Below are 12,057 nucleotides of genomic sequence, written 5' to 3'. Positions count from 1 at the left end.
CGGCCGGGCGCACGAACTTCGATCATGGCATGCTCGTTGCAGCCTGACAGCTGCGCCGGGGCCTTGCGCCGCCGGCCGTGCTCGCGCGGAATGGACCCGATGACCCTCGAGCCGATGTCGAGCCGACCCGCCTGCCCGCGGCTCGGGCCTGGCCTGCGCGCCTGAAATGCTTGATGTCGCTATCATCGGGGCAGGCCTGATGGGCCGCTGGCACTTGGCGACGGCGCGCAGCCTGGGCGCCAGGATCGTCGCGGTCGTCGATCCGGACGGTGCGGCCGCCACGGCCCTGGCCAGAAACGCTCCCGGCGCGCTCACCTATCCCACCACTCAGGCCATGTTGTCGGCGGGCGGCATCGTGGCTGCCCACGTCTGCACGCCCGCGACGACACACCTGCCCATCGCGCTCGAGCTGATCGGCGCGGGCGTACATGCACTGATTGAGAAGCCGGTGGTCGAGACCCGCGACGAGGCCAAACAGCTGGCGCAGGCCGCGCTCGCCGCTGGCGTGCAGATTTGCCCGGTTCACCAATACGCCTTCCAGCCGGCCCTCAGCCGCGCGATCCGGCGTTTGCCGGCGCTGGGCGCCCTGAGGCGTATCGACCTGGACATATGCTCCGCGGGAGCCGAAGGCGGCCCGGTGGCGCGACAGACCGAAGTGCTGGGCGAGATCCTGCCCCATCCCCTCTCCATTATGCAGCGCGTAATGCCCAACGTGGCGCTCGACGCGCTGGATTGGCGCACCGTTCGCGCGACCCCCGGCGAATTGCTGGCTACCGCTGACGCGCAAGGTGTGTTGATCAGCATCTTCATCAGCCTGGACGCCCGGCCGACGCGGTTCGCGCTGCAACTCCAGACGCGGGGCGGGACCATCGCTATCGACGGCTTCCACGGATTTTCAGTCGAGCTGGATGGCCAGGTGTCGCGCGTCGCCAAGATCACCGGGCCCTTCACCACCGCTGGTCGGACCTTGGCTGCGGCGTCGGCGAACCTGCTCGGTCGTGCGGCACGTCGCGAGGGAGCCTACGTCGGCTTGCGCGACCTGACGCGCGCCTTCTATGCGGCGGTAAGCACGTCCGATCCGACCGCCCAGCCGATCAGCCTAGACACCATGGTCGACGGCGCCGCGGCGCGAGAGACGATCCTTACAGGATCCACACCGTGAGCATGGACCTGACCGTCGTCATCGTACCGCTGGTGGGCGGCGCGACGCTGACCCGCTGTGTCGGCGACTTCCAGGCGCAAGGCGTGAAGGTGATCGTCGTTGGTGACGCGGCGCGGGATGCCAGTTGCGCCCCTGCCCAGTTCATAGCGGCAGCGGACATGGCTGTGCCGGCCCGCCGACTGATCGGGCTGCGGGCGGCCCAAACGCGCTTCGTCGCCATGGTCGAGGACACCTGCGGACCCAGGGCGAGCTGGGCGCAGGCCTGCTTGAGCGCGCTGAGCGAGGACGGCGTGGTCGCAGCAGGCGGCCCGATCGCCATCTCAATGGACTTGCCGCCGCAGCTGCGCGCGCTGGGGCTGTGCGAGTACGGCCGCTTCGGCGAGGTCGCCGAGCGCCGCAGCGTCGGCGTCCTGCCCGGCGCGAACTTCGCCCTCGATCTTTCGGCGATCGACACCGCCGGCTGGAGCGACGCCGACCTGGTCGACAACGCGCTCTTCGCGACCCCGTGCGCCGCTGGGCGGCTGGTCATGGAGCCGGCGATGGGGGTGGAGTACCGCGCCGCGCATGCGGACGGCGCCGCGCTCTCGACCCGCTTCCACCACGGCCGCATCTATGGGGCTGGACAGACGGCGGGGCTGGGCCTCGCCCAACGCCTGATCCACGCCTGCCTCGCCACGCTCGCCCCCGCCGTGTTGAGCGCACGCACGCTGGCCGTCGCGCCCCCCGCTTTGCGCGCCTCGCCGGCGACCCTCGCCTGGGCGGCGGGGATGCACCTCGCCTGGGGCGTCGGAGAGGTGCTGGGCAAGGCCGCAGGCGACCCGGGCTCCAGTCGCGGGCGGTGGGTCTGAGCATGCGGATCGGCGTTGACGCGACCACCTGGTGGAACCGGCGCGGCTTCGGCCGCTTCACGCGGCTGTTGCTGGGGGCGATGCTGGATGCACCGCGCGGCCACGAATTCGTCCTGTTCGTCGATCGCCCGCCCGAACCGGAAATGCTGCGTCCTGGCGTCAAGATCGTGCGCGTCGACACCCGCCGCACCGTCACCGAAGCCGCCGTCGCCGACGGTTCGCGCAGCGTCGGCGACCTGCTGGCCTTCCGCCGAGCGGTCGCGGCCGAGCGGCTGGACGTGATGTACTATCCGGCGGTCTATTCCTGGTATCCGGCGGGGCCGCGCACGCCCACCGTGGTTACCTTTCACGACGCGATCGCCGAGCACTTCTCCTCGCTGGTGTTCCCCTCCTGGCGCGGCCGGACGATGTGGGGCGCGAAGGTGTGGCTGGCCAAGACCACAGCGCGGCGCATCACCACAGTTTCGCAGGCTGCGCGTGAAGAGATCGCCACCCACATGGGCATCGCCAAGTCGCGGATCGCGGTGTTTCTTGAGGCTGCCGATCCCCGTTTCCAACCCGTCGCTGATTTGCCGGCGAGGCGCACGATGCGCGAACGCCTGGGGCTCGATGCTGACGCTCGGCTGCTGCTCTACGTGGGCGGACTCGCGCCGCACAAGAACCTGCTGAGGCTTGTCGAAGCCTACGCCGTGGCGCTCGACGATCCCGCAGCAGCCGACCTGCACCTGGTCCTGGCCGGCGACCCCAAGGGCGACGGGTTCCACTCCAACTACGAGGCGCTGCTGGCGCTGGTGGACTCCGATCCGCGCCTGGCGGCCCGCGTGCGGTTCACCGGCTATGTTCCCGACGAAGACCTGCCGGCGCTTTATTCGGACGCGCTGATGGTCGCCATGCCGGCGCTGTCCGAGGGGTTCGGCTTACCGGCGGCGGAAGCGATCGCCTGCGGGACGCCGGTGATCGCAACGGCCGGCGGCGCCGTGCAGGAAGTGGTGGCCGGCGCGGGCTTGTTCTTCGATCCGCTCGACGTCGCCGACATGGCGCGTGTGATCGTGCGCTGTGTGTCGGACGAAGCGTTGATGGGCGGTTTGCGCGCCGCAGCCCTTCCCCGCGCGGCCGAACTGAGCTGGCCGCGCAGCGCACAGGGCCTGATCGAACTGCTGGAAAGCATCGGGGCGCGGCGCTGATGCGCTTCGCCATGGTCACCACCTTCTATCCGCCCTACGCCTTCGGCGGCGACGCAACCTATGTGCGCGGACTTGCGCGCGCGCTGGCCGCGCTCGGGCACGAGGTGGAGGTGATCCACTGCCGTGACGCCTACGCGCTGGGCGCGCACGGCGCGAGCCCGACCCCGGAGACCGACGACGCGGGGGTGGTGGTTCACACCCTGCATCACCCGCTGGGGGCGCTGTCGCCGCTGGTCACCCAGCAGACCGGCATGCCGGGCCTGAAGAGCGGCGAACTGCGGCGCCTGCTCGACCGCGATTTCGACGTCGTCCACTTTCACAACATCTCGCTGGTTGGCGGGCCGGGCGTACTGGCGCTGAGCCGTGCGCCGGTGACGCTCTACACGCTGCATGAGCACTGGTTGCTCTGCGCGACGCACATCTTCTGGAAGAACCGCAGTCACGCCTGCGACCGCCGGACCTGCATCAGTTGCTCGATCCGCTCGGGCATACCGCCGCAGCTCTGGCGATACACGCCGCTGCGCGACCTGATGCTGCAGCATGTGGACCGGCTGATCTCGCCCAGCGAATACACCGCGCGGCGGCACCGCGAGGGCGGGGTCGTCGCACCGATTGAAGTGCTGCCGTTGTTCTCAGCGCTGGAGCCCGACGAGCGCCTCACCGCGTCGACGCCGGCCCGGCCCTACTTCCTGTTCGTCGGCCGGGTGACCGCCTCGAAAGGCGTTGAGGCCGCGGTGCGCGCATTCGCGCAGGCCGGCGATCTGGACCTGGTGGTCGTCGGCGCCGGCGACGCCCACGAGGCGCTGGAGACGCGTTACGGCGGCGAGCGCGTCCGCTTCACCGGAGGTCTGCCGCAGGCGGAGCTCGGCGCGCTGTACGCAGGGGCGACGGCGCTGGTGTTCCCTTCGCTGGCCCCGGAGACCTTCGGCCTCGCGGTGATCGAGGCTGCGGCTTTCTCCACTCCTGCCCTGGTGCGGTCCGGCGCGGGCGGCGCCGAGGAGCTGGTCGCAGACGGACAGTGCGGTCGACTGTACCAGAATGAGACGGACTTGATCGCTCAGGCGCGCGCGCTGATCGCCGATCCCGATCTTGCCCAGTCGATGGGCGAAGCGGCGCGTGGCGCCTACATGAAACGCTATACCCGTGAGCGCCACCTGGAAGGTTATCTCCGCATGATCGAAGCGATCCGCGCATCGAAGGCCGAAGCTGCGATACGGACCACTTGATGCGCGCAGTGATCACCTTCCATGCGATCGACGACGGGCCGCCGCCGCTGTCGTTCCCGCCGCAGTTGTTCAGGCGCCTGGTGGCGGCGTTGCGCGCGAACGACATCCCGATCCTGGGCCTGGACGAATTGCTGCAGCCTGGCGCGCGAGGCGTCGCCCTGACGTTCGATGACGGCATGACCTCGCTCGCCCAGAACGCGGCGCCGGTGCTGAAGGACTTCGACGCGCCCGCGCACCTGTTCCTAACCACAGCGACGGCGGGCGGCGACAACCGCTGGCCCGGCCAGCCCGCGTCCGCGCCGCTGTATCAGATGATGTCCTGGCCGCAGATCGAGGCGCTCCCGGCCGCCGGCGTGATGATCGAGGCGCACACCGCCACCCACCCTGACCTCCGCAAGCTCAGCGACGGCCAGGTGGAGGCCGAGATGGAGGACGCCGACCTGACCATCTCGGCGCGGCTTGGCCGTGCGCCCCGCTTCTTCGCCTATCCGTACGGCTACCATGATGCGCGGATCCGCAAGCTCGCCGGACGTCGCTACAAGGCCTGCGTCACCACCGAGCTGCGCTATGTGGACGAGAATGCGCGAGCCGATGCGATACCACGCCTCGACAGCCACTACCTGCGTCACACAGAACTGACCGGCGATCTCGCTGGGCCGGCGGCGCGGGCCTATCTGGAGGTGCGAAGGCTGATGCGACGCCTGCGCGGTCGCGGGTGAGCTCGGCCCCAGCGCTCGCGCCGACGCTCAGCATCATCGTGGCGGTTAAGGATGCGGACGCCAACCTGCCCGCGATCGTGGCGCTCCTGGGTCCCGTCGCGAGCGATAACGTGGAAGTGATATTCGTCGTTGCAGGCGCCCCGGCGCCCATTCTGACCCCGGCAGATGCGCCTTGGCAGGTCGTCACTGCAGATCGCGCCGCACTCATACCCCACCTATGGCGGGACGGCGTTGAGGCAGCGTGCGGCAAGGCCGTGGCGATGACCACAGCGCATGCGATTCCGGCTTCCGACTGGGTCACAGCCCTGCTCTCCGCGGACCTGGAAACCTATGCGGGCGTCGGCGGGACGATCGACCTGGACCCTGCCTGCTCACCCGTCCACCGGGCGATTTACGCCTTAAGGTATATGGACGTCTCACCCCCGCAAGCGGCTGGCGACGTGGAGGAAATCGCCGCGGACAACGCTGTCTATCGGCGCGCCGACATCCTCGATCACCCCGATCTGCTGGCCGAAGGGTTCTGGGAGCCGTCGTTCCATCGGCGCTTCCGCGCGGCCGGCGAACGGCTGCGGCTCGATCCGCGCATCGCTGTCGTCTACCGCGGTTGCGAACGTCCTGCAGACTTTGTGCGCCAAAGATTTGCGCACGGGCGAGCTTACGGATTCGACCGCGCGAGCATCGCTTCCCCGGTCAAAAGAATGCTGTTTCCTGTGCTGGGTCTGGCGGTCCCGGCGGTGCTGTTGGCCCGCATCCTGCGACGGATGCGATCGAAGTCCCAAATTGGGCGCGACGGTCTCCGAACTTTGCCCTGGCTCCTCTGGTTTACCTTGGGCTGGGGCGCTGGGGAGTTCCACGGCTACGTCGACGCGCTGTTGAGGCGACCGAGGAAAGGCTAGAGTTACCCAACCATGTTGATGCAACGGGAGTTGCCCGAAACCGTCGCCCATCTCGATGCTCCGATTGGGGCCGAGGCGACCATCAGCGTCATCATGCCTGTCTTCAACGCCGCCCACTTCCTGCTGCGCACCCTGCCGCCGCTGGTGAAGATGCTGCGGCGCGGCGAAATCCTCGAAGTCATCGTCGTCGACGACGGCGCCACCGATGGCTCCGCCGCCGTGGCCGCCGAACTGGGCGCGCGGGTGATCTCGTCCGGCGGCCGGTTGGGACCGGCCGGGGCCCGCAACGTCGCCGCCGCCCAGGCCGTGGGTGACATCCTGTGGTTCGTCGACTCCGACGTCGTGGCGCGCGACGGCAGTCCGGCGCGCATCCGCGCAGCGCTGAACGAGACTGACGTCGTGGCGGTGTTCGGCTCCTACGACGACCGCCCAGACGCGCCGAACTTCGGCTCGCAGTACAAGAACCTGCTGCACCATCATCACCACCAGATCGGCAAGCGCGACGCCTCGACCTTCTGGGCAGGCTGCGGCGCGGTGCTGCGCACGACCTATCAGAAGATCGGCGGCTTCGACGCGAAGCGCTACCGGTTCCCTTCGATCGAGGACATCGAGCTCGGCTATCGGATGGGCGACGCCGGTGGCAAGATCCGCCTGGATCCGGCGCTGCTGAGCACGCACCTGAAGTACTGGTCGGTGCCGGAGCTGGTGCGGGTCGACATCCTGCGTCGCGCCATGCCCTGGGCTCGGTTGATGCTCAACCGCTCCGAAGTCACCGACGACCTCAATGTCGGCATGATCGAGCGCCTACGCGCCGGCCTGGCGGGCCTGGCCCTTATGCTGGTGCTGGCGACCCTGGGCGGCCTCGTGCCCTTGTGGACGCCGCTCGCCGCTTTCGCGATGGTGCTAGCCGCCAACTGGAAGCTGTTCAGCACCTTCCGCGAAGTGCGCGGCGCGCCGTTCGCGGTATCGGCGCTGCTGTTCCACCAGCTCTACTACCTCTACAGTACCGTGGCCTTCGTCTGGTGCTGGTTAGAGGTCCGGATCGGGCGCACCGTGCGTGCATGATATGGTGCTGTCCCAGGTGCCATGGCTCGCTCGCGTCGCACGACGAGGCGGTGACGTGCGAAAACTGCGGGCGTGAGTACGGTTGCATTGAGGGCATTCCCGACCTGAGGGTCGAGGTCCCCTCCTGGATCGACTTCGAAGACGACCTGCAGCTCGCACGCTCCCTGGCGGCGCGCAAAGACGCATCTGCGGCGGAGTTGCTGCACGAGGTGTTCTCCAGGCGCGCCGAGTGGAATTCCGAGCGCGTTTCGCTGCGAACGCAACAGGTGCTGGATGCGCCCAAGCGTCTCGACCGAGACGTTCAAGAGTGGCTGGAACCAAAGCTCAAGGCGGGCCAGCCGTTTCTCGACGTGGGATGCGGCCCGGGCGCTCTGTTGTGCGCCGCGGTACACAGGGGTCATCAAGGACTGGGCGTCGACGTGTCGATGACCTGGCTGATCATCGCCCAGCGCATGGTGCGCGCCCACGGCGGCACGTCGACGTTCGCGGCCGCGGCCGGCGAAGCGTTGCCTTTGCGTGACGGTGCGGTGACGACCGTCGTATCCCTCGACGTGATCGAGCACGTCAACGACATGCCCGGTTTGGCCGCAGAGATCGACCGGGTGACCGCGCCCGGCGGAGCTGCCATCATCTCGACGCCGAACCGCTTCAGCCTTACCGCCGAACCCCATGTTGGGGTTTGGGGCGTGGGACTGTTGCCGCGCCCTTGGCAAGCGCCCTTCGTCCGCTGGCGCAGCGGACTCACATATACCAACACCCGTTTGTTGAGCAGTTTCGGCCTAAGGCGTTTGTTGCGACGCAGCACGACCATGCAGTTCCGCCTGGCGATTCCTGAGACCCCGCCAGAAGAGATCGCGCGCTTCTCGCCGCTGAAAGCCGGATTTGCGAGGTTGTACAATATCATCCGCCTCTATCCTCCGCTCCGGCCTATTTTCCTTGTCATCGCACCGTTCTTCCGTGCCGAGGGCCTGAAGGCCTGGATCATCTCCGTTGTTGGCGGTGGATTAGGATTTCCGTGACAGGGTCCGACGGCGGCGCTGAGCGTCGCGCGGCTTCGAGCAACCCGCATAGGAACACACAGGCGCGTGTGCTTCCAACCGAGCCGCCGCGTCCTGAGTAGGTTGAGATGATCGAAAATTCAGAAGCGGAGCTGTCCGTCGTCATCGGCCGTGTCAGCACTGAGGATGGCGACCGGATTCTGGAGACCCTCGCTTCACTCGACGAGCAGCAGGGTGAGCGTATCTGCGAAGTCGTGCTGGCTGACCGGCTTGGCGGAGCGATGAGCGCAGAGATCGCGCGCCGCTATCCGCAGGTGAAGATCATCCCCTGCGACCCCGGCATGGCGTTGCCCGAGATGCGCACCATCGCGCTGGAGGCTTCAACCGCCGCGATCGTCGCGGTGACGGAGGATCATTGCGTGCCGGCTCCCGGCTGGATCGGCCAGATCCTCGCCGCCTTCGAGGGCCGCTCCGACGTGGTGGCGGTAGGCGGCTGCGTCGAAAACGGAGTCTATGAGACCGGCTTCGATTGGGCGACTTTCCTTTGCGAATACAGCTTCTTCTCGCCGCCGGTTGCCGAGGGTGAGACGCAGATCCTGCCCGGCATGAACGTCGCCTATCGCCGCAGCGCCCTGGACGCCGTGCCGCGCGCGCGGCTGGTCGAGGGGTTCTGGGAGACCACCGTGCACCCCCTGCTGCTGGCGGCGGGCGGGCGGTTCGTGTCGCGCAACGCGATTAAGATGTTCCACTGCAAGAAGTTCTCGGTGTCGCTGTTCACCGCCCAGCGCTTCGTCTACTCGCGCTACTTCGCCGGCATCCGTTTCGGGCGCGGCGACGTGGCCAAGCGGCTGGTCGCCACCGCGGCTTCCGTCGCCCTGCCGCCGCTGCTCCTGTGGCGGATGACCAAGGCCGCCTCCGCCAAAGGCCTGAACAAGGAATTCGGCCGCGCCCTGCCCGCCCTCGCCATGCTGGTGGTGGTGTGGGCGTTCGGCGAGATGGTTGGCTACATCGCCGGACCGGGCGACGCGCTCGCCCGCATCGAATGAGCGGCGGCACGCCGGACTTGGTTTGCCCCGCGTGCCGGTCTCCCGTGCGGCGCGCCGCCAACGCCTACGACTGCGCGGCCTGCGGCCGCAGCTATCCGGTGCTGTTCGGGATCGCCGACTTCCGCCTGCGCGGCGACCGCTACCTGACGCTGGAAGCGGAACGCGAGAAGGCTGGACGTCTGCACGCCTTCGCCGCCGGTACGGACTTCGCCGGCCTGGTGCGCCGCTATTACGAGATCACCGACGACATCACCCCCCGCCAGGCGGAGGGCTATGTGCGCGCGCTGCTGGACGCGCCGGCGCGCGCGCAGGCGGCTCTCGTCGCTTTGGAACCGGCTACAGGGATATTTCTCGACGCCGGCTGCGGCTCCGGCGGAGCGCTCGTCGCGGCGGCCGACCGCTGGAACGGTCTGGTCGGACTGGACGTGGCGCTGCGGTGGCTGGTGATCTGCGCCAAGCGGCTGGAAGAGTCCGGCGTCGAGGCGCTGCTGGTCTGCGCCGAGGTCGAGGCCGCACCCTTCGCAGACCACCAGTTCGACGCCGTGCTGGCCGCCGACCTGCTCGAGCATGTCCGCGCGTTGACCCCGGCCCTGGAGGGCCTCGCCGACCAGCTCACGCCGCAAGGTCGCCTGTGGTTGTCGGCGGCCAACAGCCACTGGATCGGACCCCATCCGTCGACCGGACTGTGGGCCGCGCATGCGCGGTCCGCGGCGTCGCGCGCCCGCAAAGGGTCGGGCGGCGTCGATCCTCTGCGCCACGTCCTGCCGCTGAACGCCTCGCGCGTGGCGCGGGCCGCCCGCGGAGCCGGGCTCGACGTGGTCTCGACGAGCGCCAAGCGTCTGAACCGCGCGCAGATCGCCGGAGCGAGCGGCCTCGCCAGACCCGCAGCCCGCCTCTATGCCGCGGCAAGCCAAACGCCGGGCGTCAGCCAGGCGCTGGCCGCCGTCGGTCCGATGTTTGAGATCCTCGCCCGCCCCGCAGCGGGCCGCCCTATGGGAGCATGACCTTGAGATTTGGACTGATCGGCGCAGGCGGCATCGGCGCGGTGCGCGCCCAGGCCCTGACGCGCAGCGCAAACTGCACGCTCGTCGCCGTGCACGACGTCGACCCGGCCCGCGCCCGTCAGGCCGCGCCCCAAGCGGCTTTCCACGCCGATGTGGCGAGCCTGCTGACGTCACCCGATATCGACGCGGTGGTGATCGCCACCCCGCCTCAGTTCCACGAGCGCCTGGCGATCGACGCGATGGAAGCCGGCAAGCACGTGCTGGTCGAAAAGCCGATGGCGGCCAGCGTCGAGGCTTGCCGGGCGATGACCGAGACGGCGAAGCGCACCGGACGCACGCTCGCCGTGGGCTTCAACCATCGCTACTTCGAGGCGCTCAAACTGTTGCGCGACACGGTTGCTTCCGGAGAGCTGGGCACGCTCAGCCATGTGCGCGCCTACGCCGGCCACATGGGACTGGCCGAGTTCAAGGCGCCGTGGATGTATGATCCGCAGGTGATGGGCGGCGGCGCGCTGTTCGACAACGGCATCCACGTGCTGGACCTGGTCCGCTATGTGATGGGCGACGTGACCGAGGTGTTCGGCCACGCCCTGCACAGGGTCTGGAACCTGCCCGCCGAGGACAACGCCCTGGCCCTGCTGCGCAACGCCGACGGCGTGGTCGGCAGCCTTCAGGCGAGCTGGAGCGAGTGGAAGGGCTACCAGTTCCACATCGAGGCCTATGGGGCGCACGGCATGGCGCGGGCCTATTACGCGCCGATGCAGGCCACCGTGATCACCATGGACAAGCCGGGCGGCGCGCGCCGCGTGCAGCGGCTGTTCTATCCCAAGGCGATGCTGCGCGAGAAGCTTCAGGGCTGGCAGAGCACGGTGATCGCCGCCTTCAACGAGGAGTTCGACGACTTCATCGCCGCCACCCGCGGCGAGGCCGGCAGCGGCCGCGCGGCGAGCGGCGTCGACGGCCTGCGTTCGGTGGAGGTCGCCAAGGCGGTATACGAGAGCGGCGCCAGCGGTCGTGCGGTGATGCTGGAGCCGCTGAGCTAAGCCAGACGCGCGCGGGTTCCGCTCTCGCCCGCCACATAGCCCATGAACTCGCCGGCAGCCCACGCGGTCTCGGCGGCGAGGATCTGGACGAGATGGAGAGCGAACGCCCGTCGGGCGCGTTGCGCATGGGCGACAATCCTCAAGGTCCGCACCACCGGCAACAGGGGCGTGGCGGCGAGGTAGCTCAGTCGCGCCATAACGCCTGCGTCCGTCGCGCGCTCTGCGGCATAGCAGCGGGCGTGCCGGAAGCGGTGACGGCGGTAGGCGGCCGCGCCGTAAGTCTTGCGGTAGCCGACCACCGCCTCCTCTACGGGTTCCGGAGCCGGCAGGCCTTCTCGAGCCAACAACGACAGGAGGCGGGTCTTCACAAAGCCGTCGGCGCGGCTCACCCCGCTGTCCTGTGCGAGCGCCCGACGCACCGCGACGTTGACGCCCGGGACTTCGGTCAAGCCTGCCGCCAGCGGTGGATCGAACTGCACATATTCAACGAGATAGCCCAGAGAGTTGCGGTCGCTGGGCGGCCAGTCGCACGCCACGGGCCCAAAGTAGGCCGCCCCACCCTCGCCCGCCTTCGCCAGCATGGCGACCAGCCAGCCCGGACGCGGCGGGCAGCGCAGGTCGAGGAACACGGCGTAGTCGCCCTTCGCCCTGGCGAGCCCTTGCCCCCACAATTCGAAGATCGACACCGCCGTCGGCGCATCGACGCGCAGGAGGCCGCTTGCGTCCGGCGCAGGCGCGTCTGGATTGCGAGTCAGGATCGCCTCCACCTCGGGGTGGTCGAGGCCGCCTTGGCTGCGGAGCGCGTCGACGAACGCCGCGGCGTCCGCCGGGCCTGGCGCGGCGATCACCAGGGACAGGATCACAGC

General features: G+C 68.9%; 12 protein-coding genes. 11 read left to right on the top strand and 1 reads right to left on the bottom strand.

Annotated features, from left to right (window positions below):
* The first annotated feature begins 166 nt into the window (after window positions 1–166).
* The 11 genes from Q8R27_RS03690 to Q8R27_RS03640 all read left to right on the top strand — a co-directional run bounded on the left by Q8R27_RS03690 (window position 167) and on the right by Q8R27_RS03640 (window position 11,191).
* Entirely contained in the window at window positions 167–1,162 is a 996-nt protein-coding gene (locus tag Q8R27_RS03690) for a Gfo/Idh/MocA family protein (RefSeq protein ID WP_305697741.1), read from the top strand.
* Entirely contained in the window at window positions 1,159–2,010 is an 852-nt protein-coding gene (locus Q8R27_RS03685) for a hypothetical protein (protein WP_305697740.1), read from the top strand. The genes Q8R27_RS03690 and Q8R27_RS03685 overlap by 4 nt, the downstream gene beginning before the upstream one ends.
* 2 nt (window positions 2,011–2,012) lie before the next feature.
* The gene (locus tag Q8R27_RS03680) at window positions 2,013–3,194 is read left to right on the top strand and encodes a glycosyltransferase family 1 protein (protein ID WP_305697739.1); all 1,182 of its coding nucleotides are present in this window, start codon (window positions 2,013–2,015) and stop codon (window positions 3,192–3,194) included.
* Complete coding sequence (locus Q8R27_RS03675) at window positions 3,194–4,420, top strand: glycosyltransferase family 4 protein (protein ID WP_305697738.1); 1,227 nt, start codon at window positions 3,194–3,196, stop codon at window positions 4,418–4,420. The genes Q8R27_RS03680 and Q8R27_RS03675 overlap by 1 nt, the downstream gene beginning before the upstream one ends.
* Window positions 4,420–5,139, top strand: coding sequence for a polysaccharide deacetylase family protein (locus Q8R27_RS03670; RefSeq protein ID WP_305697737.1), 720 nt, complete (start codon window positions 4,420–4,422; stop codon window positions 5,137–5,139). The genes Q8R27_RS03675 and Q8R27_RS03670 overlap by 1 nt, the downstream gene beginning before the upstream one ends.
* Complete coding sequence (locus Q8R27_RS03665; RefSeq protein WP_305697736.1) at window positions 5,136–6,035, top strand: glycosyltransferase family 2 protein; 900 nt, start codon at window positions 5,136–5,138, stop codon at window positions 6,033–6,035. Before Q8R27_RS03670 ends, Q8R27_RS03665 begins: the two co-directional genes overlap by 4 nt.
* A gap of 12 nt (window positions 6,036–6,047) precedes the next feature.
* A complete protein-coding gene (locus Q8R27_RS03660) occupies window positions 6,048–7,100 on the top strand; it encodes a glycosyltransferase (protein WP_305697735.1) in 1,053 nt (350 codons plus the stop codon).
* A 50-nt stretch (window positions 7,101–7,150) separates the two neighbouring features.
* Entirely contained in the window at window positions 7,151–8,119 is a 969-nt protein-coding gene (locus Q8R27_RS03655; RefSeq protein ID WP_305697734.1) for a bifunctional 2-polyprenyl-6-hydroxyphenol methylase/3-demethylubiquinol 3-O-methyltransferase UbiG, read from the top strand.
* A 107-nt stretch (window positions 8,120–8,226) separates the two neighbouring features.
* Complete coding sequence (locus Q8R27_RS03650) at window positions 8,227–9,144, top strand: glycosyltransferase (RefSeq protein WP_305697733.1); 918 nt, start codon at window positions 8,227–8,229, stop codon at window positions 9,142–9,144.
* 44 nt (window positions 9,145–9,188) lie between these two features.
* Complete coding sequence (locus Q8R27_RS03645; protein WP_305697732.1) at window positions 9,189–10,148, top strand: bifunctional 2-polyprenyl-6-hydroxyphenol methylase/3-demethylubiquinol 3-O-methyltransferase UbiG; 960 nt, start codon at window positions 9,189–9,191, stop codon at window positions 10,146–10,148.
* Complete coding sequence (locus Q8R27_RS03640; RefSeq protein ID WP_305697731.1) at window positions 10,145–11,191, top strand: Gfo/Idh/MocA family protein; 1,047 nt, start codon at window positions 10,145–10,147, stop codon at window positions 11,189–11,191. Before Q8R27_RS03645 ends, Q8R27_RS03640 begins: the two co-directional genes overlap by 4 nt.
* On the opposite strand, the gene Q8R27_RS03635 is transcribed toward Q8R27_RS03640, so the two are convergent.
* Window positions 11,188–12,054 (bottom strand): hypothetical protein, encoded by an 867-nt coding sequence (locus Q8R27_RS03635; RefSeq protein ID WP_305697730.1) that lies wholly within the window; start codon window positions 12,052–12,054, stop codon window positions 11,188–11,190. The genes Q8R27_RS03640 and Q8R27_RS03635 overlap by 4 nt on opposite strands.
* Between the last annotated feature and the right edge of the window lie 3 nt (window positions 12,055–12,057).

The sequence above is a fragment of the Phenylobacterium sp. genome (assembly GCF_030697305.1).
Taxonomy (GTDB): domain Bacteria; phylum Pseudomonadota; class Alphaproteobacteria; order Caulobacterales; family Caulobacteraceae; genus Phenylobacterium.
This window is presented reverse-complemented; position numbering and strand designations above follow the sequence as displayed.